Below are 22463 nucleotides of genomic sequence, written 5' to 3' on the forward strand. Positions count from 1 at the left end.
CCGGATCCGCTCCTACATCTCCACCGTCCGCAAACACGGCATCAACCCCCTCACCGCCCTACGCGACCTCTTCGCCGGACGGCCATGGATGCTGCCCACAACCAGCGGAAACCCCTAAACAGTTACACGCTCATCACCAGCGTTTGATGTCGCGAAGTTTTTTCCCGGGATGACCTGGCCTTCAAGCTCCGGAATGTTATCCACCCCGCTGTCGATGACAGCGACCGTCACACCCTTTCCGGTACTGATCTTCCAGATTTCATCCACTTTCATGGCGTCGAGGTGCCACTGCCTCTCGCGAATGGTCTCCGCATGAGCCGGGGTCGCAGCGACCCCGGCCAACAGCAGGCCCACGAAGACCGAGGTCGCCTTACGCATGCGCATCCCGTGCAACGTCCGTTCCGCTCAGTCGATGACAGGCGGCACAACGCGACGGTCGGCCTGCCAAGTCTCTTCTTCCTCGGCCAGATAATCGGGGCGTTCGCCCCCCTGCCCGTCACGCCGCCTACCCGGGTTTCGGACGCCCGGGCCGCCGTGACCCATCGGCCCCACGCCCGGCCCGGCGCCCGATCCGCTGCGCACGAGGCCCGAACCACCCTGCGTGAACGGCTGGCCTCCCGTGGTGGAGCGACCGACCAAACCGGGCTGCCGTCCGCCAACGACTCCTCCAGACTCAGTAGCAAGACGACGACCTACGGGCGAACCGCCCGACGCACCATGGGAGCCACCGCCGGCGCCCATGCCGCCGCCCATCATTCCGCGTCCGGTTTGACTGACCTCCCCGCCGATGACGGTGCCGCGCGGGATACCCGCCCCAGGCCCACTCGACGGCACGGCTCGGCCTCCCACGATCCCGCTGTCACGCGGAGGCAGTCCGGCTACACCGCCTGCCTTGCCGCCGGGAGCAGCAGTCCCGGGAAACAGTCCGGCGCCGCCGACAGGACCGAGACCCCCGCCGGACTTCACCAGCCCGCCGACCGGCGGAATCGGTCCAATCGGCGTGACAGGGCCACCGCCCGGGCCCACCGGTGCCACAACGCTGGGCATGGCCGTAGCCGGCGGAAGCGTCGTGTCTGGGAGGGTTCCAATACTGTCGAGATCTACGTTCACATTGTGGTCTGGAATGCCCGGAAGCGTGATCGGTGCAGGGTCCGCTGACGAGGTTGGGGTGGAGATCGGCGGTACCTGGTGACCGGCCCCGCTTGGCAACGCCCCCGGGTATGCCGCCCGTGTGACAGGCCCGGAACCGCCACCATCCGATTCAGGTCCAGGGCCGCCACCAGGGCGCTCCAAGTCGGTCCCACCATCGCGCCCCTGGGGCACGAATTCCCCCGGAGGCGGCGGAAACGTCGGTACCTCGGCAGCGTTCATCTGTAGCGTCGACTGGTCGTAAGCCTCCGCCAGCATCTTCAGATTGCCCACCGCGATCAGGCGATCCGACTCCAGCACGGCGTGCGCGTCCCTGGCGATATGCGCCGAATCCGGGTCGTTGTGGAACTTGCGTGCAGCCTCAAGGTTTTCGAGCGCCGTGGTGCTGACGTCAGGCGTCAGGCTCTTGGCCCCGAACATGACGTGGGAGGCGTGGTCCATCCACTTGCTGCCTGCCTCGCTGTAGTCGGCCAGGCGCAGCGTCGCGTTGCCCGCCGAGTTCACCCAGTTCTGGTAGGCGAGGGAGGCTTCGCCCTCCCACCCGGACACCTTGTGGCCCTTGAGGGCGTTGCCGATCTCCCGGATGGATGTGGCCGCCAATGCCAGCAGGCGGGCACGCGAGGAGACCAGCGGCGGATCCAGAGAGGCAATCATGTCCAGCAGCTGCTGGTGGGTGTAGGCCTCGAAGTCCGTCATCAGAGCTCACCCTCCGACGTGCTCTCGCTCCCGGTACCCGCCGCGGCGTCCTTCTTCTGGTTCGCGAGCGGGTCCCGCTCCGGCGCATAAGCCTTCTTCGCCTGCTCCGCGATGGCCCTCATCCGGGCCTTCGTCTCCTCGTCGACGCTCCCGTAGCCCTTGCCCGCCGTCCTGATCGCGATGCCCAGCCCCTCGATCTGGTCCGCCAGGCCCTTCGACAGGGTCGTCAACTGCGTGAGCACGGTGTTGTACGACTTGAAAAGGAGCTCGGCCTCCGCGAAGCCCTTGCCCAGCGCCCCTGCCGGGAGGGTCTTGGACTCCAGCCGGCCCGCGTCCGCCGAGGATCCGCTGAGCTTCTCCAGCTGGGTGTCCACCAGCTTCTTGAACTCGCTCAGCGTCGCGTACTCGATCTCCATCGCTTCCACGGGCCGCATCAGCACATCACCGCACGCGCCACCGCACTGGCGGCTCCCGGAACCCGTCCGTCATCTGCCACGTCGGCCTCCCCGACTCCCCGTTGTCCCCGCGGGAGCGGTGCCGACACCGCTCCCCGTCCCCGTTCGTACGCGTCTGCACGCATTCGCAAGCACACGTACTCGCACGCGTTCGCAAGCGCTCATACCCGCCCGTGCGTACCCGCGCGTGCCCAGCATCTCCGGCTCACTCTAGCGACCGGCGCCGACAGCCCCAACCCTGGGGTTGCACGTGCAATGGGCCTCGTACGGTCAGGAGTTGGGCGCCGCCACCGCCGCGGATGGCCGGATAGGGAGCCTGCTGACCGGGCGTCCGGTGGCGGAGCGGACGGCCGAGGCCACGGCGGCCGGGGTCGTCACCACGGGGACGGCGCTCGCCGCCTTGGCCCCGAACGGGGCCACCACGTCGCGTTCCTCGACGAGTTTGACGATGCGGACCGTCGGTGCGTCCAGCGCGGTGGGCAGGGCGTAGCCCGTGAGGTCGGGGTGGCGGATGACTCCCCCGATCGAGCGGAGGTTCTCCGTCAGGGCCGCGCCCACGCCCTGGGTGACGCCCGCCTCGATGCGGGCTTCGAGCTGGCGGGGGTTGAGGACGCGGCCGACGTCCTGGGCGACCGCGAGTTCGACGACGCGTACGGAGCCCAGCTCGATGTCCACGTCCACCACCGCCCGGATCGCGCAGAACGCGAGCCCGACGAAGGCGTCGCCCTGGCCGTCGGCGTCCAGGGGTTCGGTGGGATGGGGGCGGCACTGGGCCGTGGCCCAGAGTTCCTTGCCCTCTATCGCCTCGGCGACGGTGGTGGAGAACGCCCCGTCGTACGACGTGATCCGGCCGTCCGTGATCTGGAGCAGTTCGGTGGACATGCCCAACTTGTGGGCCATCGGCTGGAGGAGCTGGGTACGGACCATCTTCGCCGCGCGTTCGACGGCCCCGCCCGACACCCACGTGTGGCGCCCGTGCGCGGCCGGCCCGGCGGGCGGCTGGTCGGTGTCGACGGGGGCCGTCACGACCTCGTCGACGCCCAGGACCTCCTGGACGATCTGTCGGGCGAGCGTGGAGAATCCCTGGCCGGTGTCGACGGCCGCGCAGATGACGGTGGCCGCGCCGTCCACGATCTTCACGGTGGCGGTGGAGACCTCGTCGGTGCCCTCCGCGCCGAGCATGTGGACCATGCCGACGCCGTACCCGACGCCGCGCCGGACCGCGCCCGGTTCGCCGGCGCCTTCCGGGCCGCCGGGCAGCAGCCACTCGTCCTCGGGGGTGTCCTTCGGGAGGGACGGCAGCGGGTAGTCGCGTACCGCGCGCAGGAGTTCGGCGACCGGCGCGGGGCAGGTCACCGTCTGGCCGGTGGGCAGGAGGTCGCCGGTGGCCAGGACGTTGCGCATGCGCAGCTCGGCGCCGTCGATGCCGAGGGCGGCGGCGAGCTTGTCCATCTGGCCTTCGTAGGCGGCGCACACCTGCATGGCGCCCTCGCCGCGCACGTGGCCCGACGGCGGGTTGTTCGTGCGTACCGCCCAGCCTTCGACGAAGGCGTGCGGGACGACGTACGGGCCGCACGCGAAGGCCACGGCGGCGGCCAGCGATTCCGAGGACGAGTCGGCGTACGCGCCCGCGTCCATCAGGATCTGTGCCTCGACCTTGACCAGCCGGCCCTCCGCGTCCGCGTGGTGGCGGTAGCGCAGGAGCGTCGGGTGTCGGTGGGCGTGGCCGAGGAAGGACTCCTCGCGGGTGGCGGCCAGTTTGACGGGGCAGCCGGTGCGCAGGGCCAGCAGGCCGAGCGGCAGTTGGAAGGCGGGGTCCTCGCGGTCGGCGGTCGCGCCGGGGACTCCGGTGACGACGATCCGTACCCGGTCGGGCTCCAGCCCGAAGCAGGCGGCGGCCAGGTCGCGGTCGGTGTGCGGGTCGGTGGAGGCGGTGTAGATCTCCACGCCGCCGTCGGGGCGCGGTACGGCCAGTCCGGCCTCGGCGCCGATGGGCGCCGGGTCCTGGCGGCCGATGCGGTACAGGCCCTCGACGACGACCTCGCCGGTCGCATCGGGGTCGCCGTAGCGCAGCGGGATGTGCCGGATCAGGTTGCCGTCGGGGTGCAGGGCGGGGGCGCCGAAGGCCTGCTCGGGGTCGGTGATCGCGTCGAGCGGCTCGTACTCGACGGCGATGGCGGCGGCCGCGAGGCGGGCGGTGTCGGGGTGGTCGGCGGCCACGGCGGCGATGGGCTCGCCGTGGTGGCGGACGATGTCGTGGGCGAAGACGGGCCGGTCGGCGATGCGGCGGCCGTGGGTGGTGGCGCCGGGGACGTCGGCGTGGGTGACGACGGCGCGGACGCCCGGCATGGCGGCGGCGGCCGTGGTGTCGACGGAGAGGATGCGGGCGTGGGCGTGCGGGGCGCGCAGCACGGCCGCCCACAGCAGGCCTTCGGCCCACAGGTCGGCGGCGTAGGGGAACGTGCCGCCGGTCTTGGCCCGGGCGTCCGCGGACGGGACGGAGGCTCCGATGCCGCGCAGCGGTTCCTGCCCCTCCTCCCCGCCGGGGCCCGGGGTCGTCGTCACGGTGGCCGTGCTCGTCGCGGTGGCCGCGTCCTGCCCGCTCACGCCGTGCCTCCGTTGGGGTGGATGCCGCCCTCGCCGGGCGGGGCCTGGTGCGGGATGCGCGGCTCGGCACCGGTGCCGGTACCGGAGTCGCCGGCGGCGGTCGCCTCGCGCTCGGACACGACCTCGCGGACGGCCTCGATGACGCCCTTGTAGCCGGAGCAGCGGCAGAGGTTGCCGCAGAGCGCCTGGCGCGTCTCCAGCTCGCTCGGCGCGTGGTTGCCTTCCAGCAGGTCATGGATGGTCATGGCCATGCCGGGGATGCAGAACCCGCACTGCACCCCGCCCGACCTGCACAACGCTTCCTGTACGTCGGAGAGTTCCCCGTCCGTGGCGAGCCCCTCGACGGTCCGGACCTCGCTGGACGCGGCCGTCGCGGCGGGCACCAGGCAGGACGCGACCAGCCGGCCGTCCACCTGCACGGCACAGGCCCCGCACTCGCCCTGCGAGCACCCGTCCTTGGCGCCGGCGAGGCCGAGCCGCTCGCGCAGCACGTACAGCAGCGACTCGCCGATCCAGGCGCCGGTGACGGGACGGTCGGCCCCGTTGACGCGCAGGACGTAGGACGCCAGCGGGTGCTCGTGATGGGCGACGGCCCCCGCGTTCTCTTCCTCGTACGTCGTCTCCGCGAGCGGGACACCTGCGGGGTCGCCCGCGTCCGGGAGCGCGTCGGCGCTGTCCGCGGCGCCCTCGACCGGCACGTCCGGCGCGGTGGCTTCGGCGGGGCCGTCGGCGGGCTCCTGCTCGGGTTCGACGAACACGAGCCCGTGCCCGTCGGTGGCCTCCGGCCCGTCCGGGGCGTCCACGCGCCCCTCCCCGGGCTCGGGCCCGACCACGGCGAACCCGCGCCCGTCGGTGGCGAAACCCTGCCCGTCCGTCTCGAAGCCGCGCCCGTCGGTGGCGAACCCGTCCCGGTCCACGGCGAACCCGCGCCCGCCGGTACCGAGACCCGCCCGGTCGTCCACGGCGAACCCGCGCCCGTCGGTACCGAAACCGGCCCGGTCGTCCACCGCGAACCCGCGGCCGTCCGTGGCGTAGCCCCCAGCATCCACGGCGAAGCCGCGCCCGTCGGTGGGCTCCGGCTCGGCGGCGGGCCGGTCGGTTCGTGTGAAGCCGTGTCCGTCGCCCGGGCCGGCCTCCGTGCCCGCGGGGCGCGGTCGTTCGCCCTCGACCGGCGTCCGCGCCGGGCCGTGGGCGGCGTCGATGTCCGGGGTCGGGTGGTTCACCGGCTCCGGGTCGGGGAGCGGGGTGCCCACGCCGGGGCCGCCCAGCACCCTGGGGCCGCGCCCGGGAGGGCCGCCGACCGGGCCGGTGGCGTGCCGTGCGGCTCCCTCGTCCTCGCCCTGGAACGCGCCCGGGAGCACGCCCGAGCTCAGCGAGGCGTCGTACGCGGGCGTCGCCCAGGGGGCGGCCGCACCGCCCGGCAGGGTCGCCGGGGCCTGGCTCCAGTCGCCGGCGGGGGCGCCGCCGGGCAGGGTCCACTGGCCGGTGTCCCGGCCGTCGCCGGGCCGCGTCGCGTCGGGGAACCGCCATTCGGCGGTGTCGGCGGGGTCGGGGTTCTCGGGTGTCTCGGCGGGGTCCGCCGGCGCCTGGTCCTGGCCGGTCGCGCCGAAGACGGCGGCCACGGACGCGGGCAGGGGGATCGAGGCCGGGATCGGCCCCCGCGCGGGCGCCTGGCCGGCCGCGGAACCCGGCACGGAACCCTGTACGGAACCGTCCTGGCCCGCCGAGCCGGTACCCGCCTCGGGCCACTGGACCGGCATCGTCCAGGTCCCGGTGGCCGAGGGGTCGGCGGAGCCGGAGCCCAACGGCACGATCATCGGCGGCGGCACGTACCCGTGCCCGGGGGCCGCCAGCGGCTCCCGGTTGTCGAGCGCGTCCAGCATCTCCTGCGGCAGCTTCACGAAGGCCGTGGCGTCGGAGTCCATTTCGCCGCCGTGCGGCACCGGCTCCCAGCCCCAGCCGGCGGGCGCGTGCCCGGCGCCCCCGGTCGTTCCGCTCACGTTCTCGTTCTCACTCATGTGCTCAGTGCCCTCCCCAGGGCCCTCCGTGCCAGCACGGCCACCGTCCGCCGCAGGTGCAGCACTCCGGCGGCCACCGGTTCTCCCTGGTCGGGCACGCAGGCCGCGGCGACGTACTCGCCGAAGGCCTCCAGCGCCTCGGGCGCCAGGCTGCGGTCCCCGTCCCAGTCGATCAACGAGGCCACCCACTGTTCGGCCTCCAGCGGCCGCAGGGGCATCGGGGCGACCGCGCCGATGGCGCAGCGCACTCCGCGGCGCGCGGGGTCCAGCACGAGTCCCGCGGAGGCGACCGCGCGCCCGGGGCCCGTACGTCCCGTGGCCTTCAGGAACACCTGCGGCGCGTGCAGCAGGGGAACCCGTACGAAACCGATCAGTTCGCCCGGGCGGAGCATCTCGCGGCCGGCCAGCAGGTGGGAGACCGGGATCTCCCGCCGGGACACCCCGGAGTCGCCGAGCGCGGGCGGGCCGACGATGATCAGCACCGCCTCCAGCGCCGCCAGGACGGGCAGGGCGTCGCCCGTGGGGGCGGCCGTGGCGATGTTCCCGCCGAGGGTGCCCGCGTTGCGGATCTGCGGCGGTCCGGCGGCGCGGGCGGCGGCGGCCAGCGCGGGGATCAGGGCGGCGAAGTCGGGCCTGCCCATCCGGGCGTGGGTGAGGCCGGCGCCGAGCAGGGCGTGGCCGTCCTGGTACTGCCAGCCGCGGATCTCGTTGATCCGGCCGAGGCCGACCAGCGCGGCGGGCCGCAGCAGTCCGGCGTTGACGGCCGCCATCAGGTCGGTGCCGCCGGCGACGGGCACGGCCGCGGGCATGGCGGTGAGCGCCGCCACGGCCTCGTCGAGCGAGGTCGGCAGCGTCACGGACTGCGCCGCCCGGGGGCCCTGAGGCCCCTGAGATGAATGCGGTGAGTGCGGTGCGTGCGTGGTCAACCCGGCTGCCCCTTCCCGATGTCCCGGTCCCGGCGCTCACGCCTGTCCGCCGTACGGTACGTCCTCACCGCCGGGACGTGGCAACTCTGGCACATGTTCCGCACTGCCCGGCGCGAGGGTCGGCCGGACGCGCGGCGCCGGGGTCCGGCCCGCCGGCACCGCGCACTTGTGACCGTATCGACCTAAATCGGGAAAGAGTTCCAAAGGACTTCAAACGATGCGTCGGTTGCCTGAGTCACACGATCGGGGGCGCGCCCTCGATCGGACGCCCGAGCACCCCGGGGCGGCGCTGCCGGGGCAACGGCCCGCCGGGCGGCCGGTAGTCGACCCCGAGGGCGTCCAGCCGCGCGTAGTGCGTCGCCATGCGCGCCTCGAACCCCGCCCAGTCCCGTTCCGCGGGCTCCGGCAGGCGGGACCAGACCACTTCGGCGAAGGCGGCCAGGCGCGGGAACACCTGGTAGTCGACCCGGCTCTGGTTCTCCGTCACCTCGGTCCACACGTTGGCCTGCGCGCCCAGCACGTGGGCGGCCGCCTCCGGCGACAACTTCGGCGGCAGCGGCTCGAACCGGTACACGTCGGCGAGCGAGCGGACGTACCCGATCGGCATCGGCTCGTCCTCGCCCGGTGCCTGACGGTGGTCCAGGTACACCTGCTGTTCGGGGCACATCACCACGTCGTGGCCGGCCTCGGCGGCGGCGATGCCGCCCGCGTACCCGCGCCAGGAGGACACCGCGGCGCCCGGCGCCAGGCCGCCCTCCAGGATCTCGTCCCAGCCGATCAGCCGGCGGCCGCGTTCGGCGAGCCAGCCGTCGAAGTGCCGGATGAACCAGGCCTGGAGCCCGTCCTCCCCGTCCACGCCCAGTTCCCGGATCCTGGCCTGCGCGGCCAGGGAGGCGCGCCACTGCCCCTTGGGGCACTCGTCGCCGCCCACGTGCACGAAGGGCGAGACCTCCGCCGGGAACAGTTCCAGCAGTTCCTCGAAGACGCCCTCGTAGAACCGCAGTACGGCCTCGGTGGGGGCCAGCACGTTCTCGCAGATCCCCCAGTCGTCCCAGACCCCGAGCGCCGCGGTGTCCACGACGTCGGTGTTGCCCAGTTCGGGGTACGCGGCGATGGCGGCCTGCGAATGGCCCGGCACGTCGATCTCGGGCACGACCCGCACGTGCCGTTCGGCGGCGTACGCGACGATCTCGCGGATGTCGTCCCGGCTGTAGAAGCCGCCGTGCGGGGTCTCGTTCCACAGCGGTGACGCCCGGTGCCCCCAGCGGCTGCGCGGGCGCCACGCGCCCACCTCGGTGAGCCGCGGGTACCGCCGGATCTCGACGCGCCATCCCTGGTCGTCCGTCAGGTGCAGGTGCAGCACGTTCAGCTTGTGCGCGGCGAGCAGGTCGATGTAGCGCAGCACCCCGTCCTTGGGCATGAAGTGCCGGGCGACGTCGAGCATCAGGCCGCGCCAGCCGAAGCGGGGGCCGTCGGTGAGGTCGCCGACCGGCAGGCGCCAGCCGCGGCCGGGCGCCGCGGGTGCGCGCCGGTACGCGTCGGGGCCGAGCAACTGCCGCAGCGTCTGCACCGCCCAGTAGAGGCCCGCCGGGTCGCCGCCTTCGAGGAGGACCAGGTCGCGGGTGACGTGCACCTCGTACGACTCGGCGCCGGCGCGGGCGATGTCGGGGCGCAGCGCGAGCCGGATCACCGTACGGCCGGCGTCCGCGGCGCCCGCGACCGGCGCGGGCAGCTCCCAGCCGGTGGCCGCGCCGAGTTCGGCGCGCAGCCGGCGGGCAGCGCCCTCCGTGCCGGGGGGCGCCACGAGCAGCGGGTCGGTCAGCTCGCACCCGCCGTCGGTCGGGAAGCGCGCGTACCGCGGCTCCGGGATCAGGTCGGGCATGGGCGGGGCCTCCACGGACATGCCGTTGCGTCATGCGCAACGCGCGTTTCACATGTCGCTTACCCGGCCGACCCTAGCCCTCCTCCCGGGTGCGCAAAAGGTCCCCGGCGCACAGCGGCGCGACCGGGGACCTCGGTCCTGCGTGGTTCGGGACGAACGGCCCGGACTACTTGTCCTTGCCGCCCTTGTCCTTGTCGCCGCCGGCGCCCATGGATTCGTAGATCTCCTTGCACATGGGACAGACGGGGTACTTCTTCGGGTCCCGTCCCGGGACCCAGACCTTGCCGCAGAGGGCGACGACGGGCGTACCGCCGAGCGCGCTCTCCATGATCTTGTCCTTCTGGACGTAGTGGGCGAAGCGCTCGTGGTCGCCGTCGCCGTGGGACACCTGCGGCGTCGGCTCTACGAGGGTCCCCGTACCAGTCCCGCGCTCGGGCTCAAGAGTGCTCATGAAAGCCAGGGTACCGACCCCCGCGCGGCTCAGTTGAGCGACGGGTCGTCCGGATAGGTGGCGATCATCGCCAGCTCGCTGCGCTGGCGGCGGAGCACCGCCCTCCACAGCCGTTCGGGGTCCGGGAAGGAGATGTCGCCCGGTTCGGAGTCCACGACGTACCAGGCCCCGCCACCCAGCTCGTCCTCCAATTGGCCGGGGCCCCATCCGGAGTAACCGGCGAAGATGCGCAGGCCGCCGAGTGCGGCGGCCAGCAGTTCGGGGGGCGCCTCCAGGTCGACCAGGCCGATCGCCCCGTGCACCCGACGCCACCCCAGCGGCCCCTCCTCGCCGGGGATCACCGCGATGCCGAGGGCCGAGTCCAGGCCCACCGGCCCGCCTTGGAACACCACACCGGGGGCGCCGGCCAGCGGCGCCCAGGGCATCAGGATGTCGACGACGCCCACCGGCGTCGGCCGGTTGAGGACGACGCCGAGCGAACCCTGCTCGTCGTGGTCGAGCAACAGCACCACCGCGCGGTCGAAATTCGGGTCCGCGAGGGCGGGGGTGGCCACGAGCAACCGCCCTGTGAGGGAGGACACCTCGGTCATGCCGACATGATCTCGCACATTCGGCCTTCGGGGGGAGCCGGCGGAGTCATCGGATCACGCGCAGCTCAGGGCGCACGGCGGCAGAAAGGAGCGCGCTCCCCGAAAGGACCCGGAACGCGACACTCCGCCACGATGCGGCAACAGAGTGTGTTGTGCCGAATTCATGACAGTCCTACGGCCACGTCAGCCATACAAACAAGGGGGTGGCGACCCTTACCCTTTTCACTGGCCCCCCGCCCACCCCACTCCGGAACGCGAGATCCATGACCGGCACTGACGATGTCCTGCTTGTCCACGGCGGTACCCCGCTCGAGGGCGAGATCCGTGTCCGCGGCGCGAAGAACCTCGTGCCGAAGGCCATGGTGGCCGCTCTGCTCGGCAGCACCCCCAGCCGGCTGCGCAACGTTCCCGACATCCGTGACGTCCGGGTCGTGCGCGGTCTGCTCCAGCTCCACGGGGTGACCGTCCGCCCCGGCGAGGAGCCGGGCGAACTGGTCCTCGACCCCACGTACGTCGAGAGCGCGAACGTCGCCGACATCGACGCCCACGCGGGGTCCTCCCGGATCCCGATCCTGTTCTGCGGTCCGCTGCTGCACCGTCTCGGCCACGCCTTCATCCCCGGCCTCGGCGGCTGCGACATCGGCGGCCGGCCGATCGACTTCCACTTCGACGTGCTCCGCCAGTTCGGCGCGACGATCGAGAAGCGCGAGGGCGGCCAGTACCTGGAGGCCCCGCAGCGTCTGCGCGGCTGCAAGATCCGGCTGCCGTACCCGTCCGTCGGTTCGACCGAACAGGTGCTGCTGACGGCCGTCCTGGCCGAGGGCGTCACCGAACTGAGCAACGCGGCCGTCGAGCCCGAGATCGAAGACCTCATCTGCGTCCTGCAGAAGATGGGCGCGATCATCTCCGTCGACACCGACCGGACCATCCGGATCACCGGTGTGGACGAGCTCACCGGCTACAACCACAAGGCGCTCCCGGACCGCCTGGAGGCCGCCTCGTGGGCTTCCGCGGCCCTGGCGACCCGCGGCAACATCTACGTCCGCGGAGCGCAGCAGCGCTCGATGATGACCTTCCTGAACACCTTCCGGCGGGTCGGCGGTGCCTTCGAGATCGACGACGAAGGCATCCGCTTCTGGCACCCGGGCGGCCCGCTGAAGGCCATCGCGCTGGAGACGGACGTCCACCCGGGCTTCCAGACCGACTGGCAGCAGCCCCTGGTCGTGGCCCTGACGCAGGCCTCGGGCCTGTCGATCGTCCACGAGACGGTCTACGAGTCCCGGCTCGGTTTCACCTCGGCGCTGAACCAGATGGGTGCTCACATCCAGCTGTACCGCGAGTGCCTGGGCGGTTCGGCGTGCCGTTTCGGCCAGCGCAACTTCCTGCACTCGGCGGTCGTCTCCGGCCCCACCAAGCTGCAGGGCGCCGATCTGGTCATCCCCGACCTGCGCGGCGGGTTCTCGTACCTGATCGCGGCGCTGGCCGCCGAGGGCACCTCGCGCGTCCACGGCATCGACCTGATCAACCGCGGCTACGAGAACTTCATGGAGAAGCTCATGGAGCTGGGAGCCAAGGTCGAGCTCCCCAACGGCGACCTGGTCTGACAGAAGCGCCCCAGGGCCCCTCAGGGGGCCCTGGACAGGCCGAAGGGCGGCCACCCCGGTGGGGTGGCCGCCCTTCGGCTTTCGTGTGTACTGCTGCCGTCCCGAGGGCCGGTGCGGCCCTCGACACAAGGGCGGTACTACTTGCCCTTGGCGGCTTCCTTGAGCTTGGAGCCCGCGGAGACCTTCACGCTGTAGCCGGCCGGGATCTGGATGGGGTCGCCGGTCTGCGGGTTGCGCGCGGTGCGAGCGGCACGGTGGGTGCGCTCGAAGGTCAGGAAGCCGGGGATGGTGACCTTCTCGTCGCCCTTGGCGACGATCTCGCCGACGGTCTCGGCGAGCGCGGCCAGAACGGCGTCGGCGTCCTTGCGGGTCACCTCGGCGCGCTCGGACAGAGCGGCCACCAGCTCACTGCGGTTCATGTTGTACTCCCGTGTTCAACGTGCCTTAGAGGCGTGAGATCGAAGCCGATGCTGCCAGGGCCCTAGGACAGTCCCCGGACCCGGGTCTGAACGTCAGACCCTCTCGCCCGGTTACGCATCCTGCCCCCACCAGCGGCGGGAAAGCCAATCCGGCACCCGCCAGGGTCACACGAAAAGCGCCACTGTCACGCCGCGGTGACGCTCCGTCCGCATCCGAGGGTTCGGATGGATGCGGACCGCGGGCCACGCCGGCATCCCCGCAACCCTAGAGGCGGCCGGGCGGGCCCGCATCTCACGACGCGCCGGTATCAGGGGGCCGTGAGGGCCGTCACAGCGATGTTCACGCTCCGGAGGCGGCCTTGCGGACCGCGCCGGCGACCGCGCCCGCGACCTTGTCGTTGAAAACGGACGGGATGATGTAGTTCGCGTTCAGCTCGTCCTCGCCGACCACGTCCGCCAGCGCGCTCGCGGCGGCCAGCATCATGTCCGTGTTCACGGTGCGGGACTGGGCGTCCAGCAGGCCGCGGAAGACGCCCGGGAAGACCAGGACGTTGTTGATCTGGTTGGGGAAGTCGGAGCGTCCGGTGGCCACGACGGCGGCCGTCTGACGGGCGATCGCGGGGTCGACCTCGGGGTCCGGGTTCGCGAGCGCGAACACGATGGCGCCTTCCGCCATGGCCGCCACGTCGTCGCCGTTCAGGACGTTCGGTGCGGAGACGCCGATGAAGACGTCGGCTCCGACGACGGCCTCCTTGAGGGTGCCCGTGTAGCCCTCGGGGTTGGTGTTGTCCGCGATCCAGCGCAGCGGGGAGTCGGCCGCCGCGTCGACGAGGTCGGGGCGACCCGCGTGCACGACACCGTGGATGTCGGCGCTGACGGCGTTCTTCACGCCGGCCGCGAGGAGCAGCTTGAGGATGGCCGTGCCGGCCGCGCCGGCGCCCGACATGACGACCTTGACGTCGCCAACTGCCTTGCCCACCACGCGCAGTGCGTTGGTGAGGGCGGCCAGGACGACGATGGCGGTGCCGTGCTGGTCGTCGTGGAAGACGGGGATGTCGAGGGCCTCGCGCAGGCGGGCCTCGATCTCGAAGCAGCGCGGCGCGGAGATGTCCTCCAGGTTGATGCCCGCGAAGCCGGGGGCGATCGCCTTGACGATCTCGACGATCGCGTCGGTGTCCTGGGTGTCGAGGCAGATCGGCCACGCGTCGATGCCGGCGAACCGCTTGAAGAGGGCCGCCTTGCCCTCCATGACGGGCAGCGCGGCCATCGGGCCGATGTTGCCGAGGCCCAGTACGGCGGAGCCGTCCGTCACGACTGCGACGGAATTGCGCTTGATGGTGAGGCGCCGCGCGTCCTCGGGGTTCTCGGCGATCGCCATGCACACGCGGGCCACGCCCGGGGTGTAGATCATCGAGAGGTCGTCACGGTTGCGGATGGGGTGCTTGGACGCCATCTCGATCTTGCCGCCGAGGTGCATCAGGAAGGTTCGGTCGGAGACCTTGCCCAGGCTGACGCCCTCGATCCCGCGCAGCTTCTCGACGATCTCGTCGGCGTGCGCGGTGGAGGTCGCGGCGATGGTGACGTCGATGCGGAGCTTCTCGTGACCCGATGCGGTCACGTCGAGGCCGGTGACGGATCCTCCGGAAGACTCCACGGCGGTGGTCAGCTGGGAGACCGCGGTACCGCTCGCGGGCACTTCCAGGCGGACCGTCATCGAGTACGAGACGCTGGGCGCCGTTGCCATGGCCGTGTTCCTCTTCTGTCCCTGGTTTTTCTGTACACACAGGGCCCCGGCGCACGGCGGGTGCGGCAGGACCTCTTGTCCGATCGTCCCACCTACCAGCCGGTAAAAGGTAACCAGCTACAAATTTCGGAAAGACACTTCCACCATACGAGATATGGAGGGCTCCTGGAAGGGTTTCGGCCACGCAAAACAGGTCTGCCCCGGCACCGAAGTGTCGGGGCAGACCTGTTCTTCACGTAGATGACACCGACCCGCCATGCTCGCCTCGCGGCAAGTGGTCGCTCTGGGCGACGAAGGTTGGGCCCGGGGGCTTGGATCGAGTCGGTGCCGTACCCAGGCTAACAAAGGATCGCCGGAAGCGACCCCCCTCCAGGCACTTGACTCTTGGACCACACCCCTGGTCGCGGGCCAATCGGCCCATCATCCCGGCGGACACGACCACGGGGGCCCGGTCCGAGGGGGCCTACGGGCGCAGCAGCGTCGGGACGCCCTCCCCGTCGGGGGTGTCGCGTTCGGCCGAGACCACGGTCAGCTGCTGCGTGGCGCGCGTCAGGGCGACGTACAGCACCCGCAGCCCGGCCTCGGACTCGTCCGCGATCTCCGCCGGGGACACCACCACGGTGGCGTCGTACTCCAGCCCCTTCGCCTCCAGGCTGCCCAGCGCGACCGCGCGTTCGCCCAGGTCGGCCAGCCATCCGGCCGCCTCCGCCCGGCGGTCCATGGCCACGACCACGCCCACCGTGCCGTCCACCTGGTCCAGCAGCCGCCGGGTCTCCTCGCGGACGCTCTCGCCCAGATCGCCCGCGGCGGCCGTGAAGCGGGGCTCCAGACCCGTGGAGCGCACCGCGGTCGGCGGCTCCATCCCGGGCATGGCCAGTTTCAGCACCCGGGCCGCGACCTCGGCGACCTCGGCGGGGTTGCGGTAGTTCACGGTCAGCGTGAAGCGCCGGCGCGGCCGGGACCCGAGGGCCTCGTCGCGGGCCGCCGCCGCCTCCTGCGGATCCGTCCAGGAGGACTGCGCCGGGTCGCCGACGACCGTCCAGGTGCCGTGCCGGCCCCGGCGGCCCACCATCCGCCACTGCATCGGCGTCAGGTCCTGCGCCTCGTCGACGATGACGTGCGCGTACTCGGTGCGCTCCGCCGCGAGCCGCTCGGCCCGCTCCCACTGGGTCTCCTCGCGGGTCGGCATCAGCTCTTCCAGCCCGCTGAGCCGGTCCAGCGGGTTGAGCTCCCGCTTCCGCTTGGGTCGCGCGGGCGCCCCGAGCAGTTGCTGGAGCTCGTCGAGCAGCGCGACGTCGTGCACCGACAGCGGCCCCTTGCCGTCCGGGCCGACCCGGCGCAGCGAGCGGGCCAACCGGCGCGCCTCACGGGGGTTCAGGTCCCGTCGCGACCAGCGGCCGAGCCTGCGTTCGTCCGCCATCGCGGCCAGCACGCCGCGCGGGGTGAGCTCGGGCCACCAGGCGTTGAGGAAGTCGATGAAGGCGTCCTCCGTCGAGATGTCCTCGTCGAAGGCGGACCGCAGTTCGGCGGCGAGTTCCGGGTCGCTGTGCCGGCCGGTCGCGCCGGACTTCGCGTACAGGGCGTCCAGCAGCAGCTTGCGGGCGCGCGGGCGCAGCAGGTTCACCGGCGCGGTGCCGCCGAGCGCGTTCTGTCGGATCCGCTCCAGTTCGTCGGCCTCCAGCTCCTGGCGGCGGCCGAAGGCCACCACGCGCAGCCGCTCCGGCGCGTCGCCGAGTTCCAGGGCGCCCCGTACGGCCTTGCGCAGCACCTTGAGCATCCGGGAGGAGCCCTTGACGCGGGCCACGGCCGGGTCGTCGTACGTGGTCGCCTCGGCCCCGTCGACGAGCGAGCCGAGTGCCCTGATGGCGACCTGCCCCTCCTCGCCGAGCGAGGGCAGCACGCCCTCGGTGTAGGCGACGAGCAGCGGGGTCGGGGAGACGATCAGGATGCCGCCGGAGTAGCGCCGCCGGTCCTGGTACAGCAGGTAGGCGGCCCGGTGCAGGGCCACGGCCGTCTTCCCGGTGCCGGGCCCGCCGGCGACCTCCGCGACGGAGGCGGCGGGGGCCCGGATGACGAGGTCCTGCTCGGCCTGGATGGACGAGACGATGTCCCGCATCGAGTGCGTACGGGCCCGCCCGAGCGCCGCCATCAGGGCGCCGTCGCCGATGGCGGGCAGTTCCTCGCCGTCGAGCGAGGCGGTGACCTCGGGGCGCATCAGGTCGTCCTCGACGCCGAGCACCTTGCGGCCCTTGGAGCGGATCACCCGGCGGCGCACGACCCGGCCGGGTTCCTTCGGCGTCGAGCGGTAGAACGGCGCGGCCGCCGGCGCCCGCCAGTCGATGACGAGCGGCGCGTAGTCGGAGTCGAGTACGCCGATCCGCCCGATGTGCAGGGTCTCCGCGATGTCGGCGGTGAGATCGGCGCGAATCGCGTCGTCGGCCGGCTCGACCGAGGTGTACGCGCCGTCCGGGCCGCGTTCCCCGTCCTTGCCGAGGACGAGGTCGATCCGGCCGAAGAGGAAGTCCTCGAACTCGTTGTTGAGCCGGTTGAGGTGGATCCCGGCGCGAAAGACCTGCGCGTCGCGCTCGGCGAGCGCGCCGGGCGTGCCGACCTGCCCGCGTTTGGCGGCGTCGTTCATCAGGAACTCCGCCTCGTGGATCTTCTCCTCAAGGCGTCGGTACACGTGATCGAGATGCGTCTGCTCGACCGCGATCTCCCGATCGCGGACGGAATCCGCCGTGCTGTCGACAGCGGCATTCTGCGCGGCCACCAAGGCCCCCTTCTGACGTGCATGGGCGACCGTCAACCGTACGCGAACCAGGGCCTTGTCCGCACGCCCGTTCCGGGACCGTCCACGGATCACACGAACGGCCGAGCCCCGGGGCGGGCCCGCTCAGGCGGATCCGGCGGCGAGCACCCGCCGCCGGTGCCGGGCGACGCGTTCGCGGTTCCCGCACGACTCGCTGGAGCACCAGCGGCGCCGGTGGCCCCGCGAGGTGTCGAGGTAGACCCGGGCGCAGCCCTCGCCCTCGCAGGCCCGCAGCAGTGCCCGGTCGCCGGGGTCGGTCAGCAGTTCGACGGCGTCGCGGGCCACCGCCGCCAGCAGCCCGGGGCACTCCACGCCCGCGCACAACTCCCGTACGAGCCGGCCCTCCTGGTCGCGAACGGCACACAGTCCCGGGGGTGGACCGGCGGCCGCCGCGTTGACCCGGGCGAGCGCGCCCTCGTCGGGCCCGGCGCCGGCCAGTTCGGCCCGTACGAGGCTCTCCACGTCGGCGCGCAGCGCCCGGAAGGCCTCGATCCAGTCGGGCCCCAGCCGGCCCAGCGGCGTCCGGTCGGGCACCAGCCCGGCGCCGACGAGCCACAGGCGCAGCTCGTCGCCGTCGCGGATGCCCTCGGCGTGCCGATGGGCGTCGAAGGTGGCCACCAGGTCCAGGCAGACCCTCCCGGAGTCGAACCACATACCGGTCACCGCCTCGGTTGCCGTGGGCCGCCTCCCCAGAGTGCCCGCCCACCGACGAAGCGGCTAGTGCTGTGACCGGAAGGGTTCACAGCACTACAGGGCGGGCGGGTCGTCGTGCAGGATCCGTTGGAAGAGGCGGTGGTCGCGCCAGGCGCCGTCGATGTGGAGGAACCGGGGGGCGAGGCCGTACTGCTCGAAGCCGGTCTTCGCCAACACCCGCTGCGAGGCCAGGTTGTCGACGAGCGTGCCCGCCTCGATCCGGTGCAGGCCCAGCTCGTCGCGGGCGATCCGGCAGACCTCCTCGACGGCGGCGGTGGCCAGCCCCTTCCCGGTCCAGGCCTCGTCGATCCAGTACCCGACGCCGCCGCTGCGCAGCGGTCCGAGGGCGATGCCGCCGAGGTTGATCCCGCCGACGGGGACGTCGCCGGCGACGAGGGTGAACGGCAGGGTGCGTCCGGCGTCCCGCTCCGCGAGCAGGCCCGCGATCCGGTCGCGCTGGCCGGCCTCGGTGTAGAACCGCTCGTCCCGGTACGGCTCGAAGGGGGCCATGTAGGCCCGGTTGCGCCGCAGTACGTCGGCCAGGCCGGCGGCGTCCTCGATCCGGACGCCCCGCATCTCCACCCCGTCAATGATCACGACGGCACGCTAACGCAGACCCTCCCGCCGCCGACACCCCCCGGCCGGAGCCCTTCAGCCCGCCGGAGGCACCCCGCAGTCGCCGGCCGCGCCCGCGTCCACGGACAGCCGGTAGCCCCGTTTGACCACCGTCTGGATCAGCCTCGGCGCCCCCAACGCCACCCGCAGCCGGGCCATCGCCGTCTCCACGGCGTGTTCGTCCCGCCCGGCGCCCGGCAGCGCCCGCAGCAGGTCCGCCCGGCCCACGACCCACCCCGGCCGGCGGACCAGCGCCGCGAGCAGGGCCATCCCGGCCGGCGGCACCGGCCGCAGTTCGGCGTCGACCAGCACCGCGTGGCCCCGGATCTCCACGCGGTGCCCGGCGACCGGCAGCACCCGGGCCCGCGCCGGCATTTCCTGGCAGAGCAGTTGGACGAGGGGCCCCAGCCGGAAGCGTTCCGGCTGCACCGTGACCACTCCCTCGGCCTGCAACGGGAGCGCGGTCACCGGCCCCACGCACGCGGAGAGCACGTCGCCGCGCAGCCCCGCGAGGACCGCCTCCCGCATCCCCAGGTGGTCGGCGCGGGACAGCATCGAGACGACGGCCGGCGCCGAGGTGAAGGCGACGGCGTCCAGGCCGCCGGCGGCCACTGCGTCCAGCAGCCGGTCGAGCGGCGCCGGGTCCTGGGGCGGCATCCAGCGGTAGACGGGCACCACCACGACCTCGGCGCCGCCCGCCCGCAGAGATTCGACGAAGCCGGGCAGCGGTTCGCCGTGCAGTTGGAGGGCGATCCGCCGCCCGGCCACCCCCTGGGCGAGCAGCCGGTCCAGTACCTCGGCGAGGGACTCGGAGGCGGGTGACCAGGCCTCCACCAGCCCGGCGGCCCGTACGGCGCCCTTCACCTTCGGCCCGCGCGCGAGCAGTTCGGTGGAGCGCAGCCGGTCGAGGAGTTCCTCGCCGATCCCCCATCCGTCGGCGGCCTCGATCCAGCCGCGGAATCCGATGGCGGTGGTCGCCACCACGGCGTCCGGTGTGCGGTGGATCAGTTCCTTGGTGGCGGCGAGGAGTTCACCGTCGTCGGCCAGCGGAACGATCCGCAGGGCGGGCGCGTGCAGCACGGAGGCCCCGCGCCGGCGCAGCAGGGCGATCAGGTCGTCGGCCCGCCGGGCGGCGGTGACCCCGACGGTGAAGCCGGCGAGCGGGCCGGTGTCCGGAGCGTCCATGTGGTGTCCTGCCTTGCCCGAGAGGTGCGCGCGTAACGGGGGCCGAGCCTGCCAAGTCGCCGTGTCGGGCTCGGTTCCGTCGTATTTCGTCGCCGTTAACCGGCGTTACACCGAGGTGAGCTGCGGCTTCGCCGACGCCTGCGGTCCGGTGACGGATGCGGTGGCCGGGCGGCGAAGGTATACCGCCCAGGTCACCGCGCAGCACACCGCGTAGAAGGCGAGGAAGGTCACGAAGGCGGCCGTGCCCGACCCGGAGCGGGAGAACGCCTCCCGGAACACCAGGTTGATGCCGAGGCCGCCGAGGGCCCCCACGGCGCCGATCAGCCCCATCGCGGCCCCGGACAGCCGCCGCCCGCGGGCGGCGGCCTCCTCGGCGCCCAGGCCCTGCGCCAGGGCCTTCGCCTGGAAGATGCCGGGGATCATCTTGTACGTGGAGCCGTTGCCGAGGCCGCTCAGCGCGAACAGCGCCACGAAGCCCACCAGGAACACCGGGAGCGACTCCCGTACGGAGGCCAGGATCACCACCGAGGTCGCGACCGCCATCGCCACGAACGCGGCCAGGGTGATGCGGGCGCCGCCGAGCCGGTCGGCGAGCGCGCCGCCCACCGGTCGCACCAGTGAGCCGAGCAGCGGTCCGATGAAGGTCAGCGAGGCGGCCTGGAGCGGGGTCCGCCCGAACTGGGTCTGGAGCACCAGCCCGAAGGCGAAGCCGTAGCCGATGAAGGAGCCGAAGGTGCCGATGTACAGGAAGGCCATGATCCAGGTGTGCGGGTCCCGGGCCGCGTCCCGGACCGCGCCCACGTCGCTGCGCACCGGCGCCAGGTTGTCCATCCGTACGAGGGCCAGCGCGGCCGCGGCCACGATCAGCGGGACGTAGACCGCGAGCAGCAGCCGGGGGTGGCCGGCGCCCGCGGTCCCGATGACCAGCAGGGCCGCGAGCTGCACGACGGGCACGCCGATGTTGCCGCCGCCCGCGTTCAGCCCGAGCGCCCAGCCCTTCTTGCGCAGCGGGAAGAACGCGTTGATGTTGGTCATGGAGGAGGCGAAGTTGCCCCCGCCCACGCCGGTCAGGGCGGCGACGGCGAGGAAGGTGCCGTAGGAGGTGCCGGGCTCCATGACGACCAGCGCGGCCACGGTCGGCGCGAGCAGCAGCAGGGCGCTGACCACGGTCCAGTTGCGCCCGCCGAAGCGGGCGACGGCGAAGGTGTAGGGGATCCGGACGAGGGCGCCGACGGCCGTGGCGGTGGCGATGAGGAAGAACTTCCCGGCCGGGTCGATGCCGTACGCCGGGCCCATGAAGAGCACCATCACCGACCACAGCGACCAGACGGAGAACCCGATGTGCTCGGAGAGCACCGAGTAGAGGAGGTTGCGCCGGGCCACCCGCTCCCCGGTCTCCCGCCAGAAGACCTCGTCCTCCGGATCCCACCGCTCGATCCAGCGGCCTCCCTTGCGCGGTGCGGTCGTTCCGGTCATCACACGCCTCCACAGCTGTCGCGTCCGTGGTGACCACCGTAGGAAGCGCGCGTTTCGGCCCGGGTCACCCTCCGATGACCGGGGGGATACCGTGCACTCACCCGGCGTCGGGGCCGCCTGTGAGCGCGGCCGGCAGCAGGCTCCCGGCCGGCACCTCCAGCCATCCCCGTTCGGCGGCCAGCTCGGCGGCCGCCCGTCGGAGGGCGTCCAGGCCCGGGTGGCGCAGCCCCTTGCGCCACACCATCGACAGCGGGGACAGCGGCACGGGTGCGACCAGGGGGCGTTTCGCGCAGCCGGGCAGGTCGGTGAAGTCGACGGTGACCAGGACCGGGGTGCGGGTCTTGGCCATCACCCGCCCGAACTCCTCCTTGCCGACGGCCACCGGCGCGGGCGGCGCCGGCGCGATGCCCCGCCCGGCGAACAGCTCCCGCGCCAGCCGGGTCCACTCCAGGGTCCGCGGGTTGCCGGCCCCCGCGTACACGGTCTCCCCGGCCAGGGCCGCCAGCGGCACCCGGTCCAGCGCCGCCAGCGGGTGCCCGTCGGGCAGCAGCACGGCGAGCGGCTCGTACCGGACGAGGGTGTGGGCGAGGCGGGCGCGCGGCGCGGGCTCCAGGCCGTGCGCGTAGCCGAAGGACACGTCGAGGCGGCCGGCGGCGATCTCCGCCGCGGCATGGGTCAGCCCGCTCTCGAAGCGGGCCATCAGTTCGCAGCCCGGGGCGAGCGCGCGGGCCCGGTCCAGAACGCTGCGCGCGGAACTCGGGCCGTCGCTGTTCAGGTCGACGAGCAGCGGCCCGGGTTCGGCGAAGGCGGAGGCCAGTTCGGTGTGGGCGGCCAGCACCTTGTGCGCGAGCGGCAGCAGCCGCTGCCCGTCGGCGGTCAGTTCCACGGCCCGGGTCGTGCGGGTGAACAGCGCCGCGCCCAGGGTCTCCTCCAGCCGGCGGATGTCCCTGCTGAGGGCCTGCTGGGCGACGTACAGGCGGGCGGCGGCGCGGGAGAAGTGCAGTTCCTCGGCCACGGCCACGAACCCGCGCAGCAGGCGGGGGTCCACATCACGGGAGATCACCCCCGGACACTAACAACGGAAACCGGTGAATGGGCCGTGAACAGGTGTTGGACCCGGCCGGGGACCGGACCGCAGCCTTGA

General features: G+C 72.8%; 18 protein-coding genes. 1 reads left to right on the top strand and 17 read right to left on the bottom strand.

Annotated features, from left to right (window positions below):
• Positions 1-114: 114 nt before the first annotated feature.
• The 9 genes from OTB19_RS34030 to OTB19_RS34070 all read right to left on the bottom strand — a co-directional run bounded on the left by OTB19_RS34030 (position 115) and on the right by OTB19_RS34070 (position 10774).
• Positions 115-384 (bottom strand): hypothetical protein, encoded by a 270-nt coding sequence (locus OTB19_RS34030; protein ID WP_324290569.1) that lies wholly within the window; start codon positions 382-384, stop codon positions 115-117.
• A gap of 21 nt (positions 385-405) precedes the next feature.
• A complete protein-coding gene (locus tag OTB19_RS34035) occupies positions 406-1845 on the bottom strand; it encodes a hypothetical protein (protein WP_267802593.1) in 1440 nt (479 codons plus the stop codon).
• On the bottom strand, positions 1845-2279 hold the full coding sequence (locus OTB19_RS34040) for a hypothetical protein (protein ID WP_267802594.1): 435 nt from the start codon (positions 2277-2279) through the stop codon (positions 1845-1847). Before OTB19_RS34040 ends, OTB19_RS34035 begins: the two co-directional genes overlap by 1 nt.
• A gap of 291 nt (positions 2280-2570) precedes the next feature.
• Positions 2571-4907, bottom strand: a complete 2337-nt coding sequence (locus tag OTB19_RS34045; RefSeq protein WP_267802595.1) for a xanthine dehydrogenase family protein molybdopterin-binding subunit — start codon at positions 4905-4907, stop codon at positions 2571-2573.
• Positions 4904-6925, bottom strand: a complete 2022-nt coding sequence (locus OTB19_RS34050; RefSeq protein WP_267802596.1) for a (2Fe-2S)-binding protein — start codon at positions 6923-6925, stop codon at positions 4904-4906. Before OTB19_RS34050 ends, OTB19_RS34045 begins: the two co-directional genes overlap by 4 nt.
• Positions 6922-7851, bottom strand: coding sequence for an FAD binding domain-containing protein (locus OTB19_RS34055; RefSeq protein WP_053679371.1), 930 nt, complete (start codon positions 7849-7851; stop codon positions 6922-6924). The genes OTB19_RS34050 and OTB19_RS34055 overlap by 4 nt, the downstream gene beginning before the upstream one ends.
• 235 nt (positions 7852-8086) lie before the next feature.
• Positions 8087-9733, bottom strand: a complete 1647-nt coding sequence (locus tag OTB19_RS34060; protein ID WP_267802597.1) for a beta-N-acetylhexosaminidase — start codon at positions 9731-9733, stop codon at positions 8087-8089.
• A gap of 166 nt (positions 9734-9899) precedes the next feature.
• Positions 9900-10184 (bottom strand): DUF3039 domain-containing protein, encoded by a 285-nt coding sequence (locus tag OTB19_RS34065; protein ID WP_053679372.1) that lies wholly within the window; start codon positions 10182-10184, stop codon positions 9900-9902.
• A 29-nt stretch (positions 10185-10213) separates the two neighbouring features.
• Positions 10214-10774 carry a YqgE/AlgH family protein gene (locus tag OTB19_RS34070; protein ID WP_267802598.1) on the bottom strand — a complete coding sequence of 187 codons (561 nt, stop codon included), beginning with the start codon at positions 10772-10774 and terminating at the stop codon, positions 10214-10216.
• Positions 10775-11037: 263 nt separating this feature from the next.
• Here OTB19_RS34070 and murA point away from each other — a divergent pair, with 263 nt between their 5' ends.
• The gene (murA, locus tag OTB19_RS34075; RefSeq protein ID WP_053679376.1) at positions 11038-12378 is read left to right on the top strand and encodes a UDP-N-acetylglucosamine 1-carboxyvinyltransferase; all 1341 of its coding nucleotides are present in this window, start codon (positions 11038-11040) and stop codon (positions 12376-12378) included.
• Positions 12379-12515: 137 nt separating this feature from the next.
• Here the strand turns inward: murA and OTB19_RS34080 are convergent, their stop codons facing one another.
• The 8 genes from OTB19_RS34080 to OTB19_RS34115 form a co-directional block, all read right to left on the bottom strand.
• Positions 12516-12797, bottom strand: coding sequence for an HU family DNA-binding protein (locus OTB19_RS34080; protein WP_007264399.1), 282 nt, complete (start codon positions 12795-12797; stop codon positions 12516-12518).
• A gap of 340 nt (positions 12798-13137) precedes the next feature.
• Positions 13138-14541 (bottom strand): NAD-dependent malic enzyme, encoded by a 1404-nt coding sequence (locus OTB19_RS34085; RefSeq protein WP_267802599.1) that lies wholly within the window; start codon positions 14539-14541, stop codon positions 13138-13140.
• A 463-nt stretch (positions 14542-15004) separates the two neighbouring features.
• Positions 15005-17311, bottom strand: a complete 2307-nt coding sequence (locus OTB19_RS34090) for a HelD family protein (RefSeq protein WP_267802600.1) — start codon at positions 17309-17311, stop codon at positions 15005-15007.
• Between the two features lie 123 nt (positions 17312-17434).
• A complete protein-coding gene (locus OTB19_RS34095) occupies positions 17435-18004 on the bottom strand; it encodes a CGNR zinc finger domain-containing protein (protein WP_267802607.1) in 570 nt (189 codons plus the stop codon).
• Positions 18005-18097: 93 nt separating this feature from the next.
• A complete protein-coding gene (locus OTB19_RS34100; protein ID WP_267802608.1) occupies positions 18098-18619 on the bottom strand; it encodes a GNAT family N-acetyltransferase in 522 nt (173 codons plus the stop codon).
• A 75-nt stretch (positions 18620-18694) separates the two neighbouring features.
• Positions 18695-19843: a uroporphyrinogen-III synthase gene (locus OTB19_RS34105; RefSeq protein ID WP_267802601.1), complete on the bottom strand. Its 1149-nt coding sequence runs from the start codon at positions 19841-19843 to the stop codon at positions 18695-18697.
• 105 nt (positions 19844-19948) lie between these two features.
• Positions 19949-21319 (bottom strand): nitrate/nitrite transporter, encoded by a 1371-nt coding sequence (locus OTB19_RS34110; RefSeq protein WP_267802602.1) that lies wholly within the window; start codon positions 21317-21319, stop codon positions 19949-19951.
• 97 nt (positions 21320-21416) lie between these two features.
• Entirely contained in the window at positions 21417-22382 is a 966-nt protein-coding gene (locus OTB19_RS34115; protein WP_267802603.1) for a LysR family transcriptional regulator, read from the bottom strand.
• Positions 22383-22463: the final 81 nt, after the last annotated feature.

The sequence above is a fragment of the Streptomyces sp. H27-H5 genome (assembly GCF_026627505.1).
GTDB lineage: Bacteria > Actinomycetota > Actinomycetes > Streptomycetales > Streptomycetaceae > Streptomyces.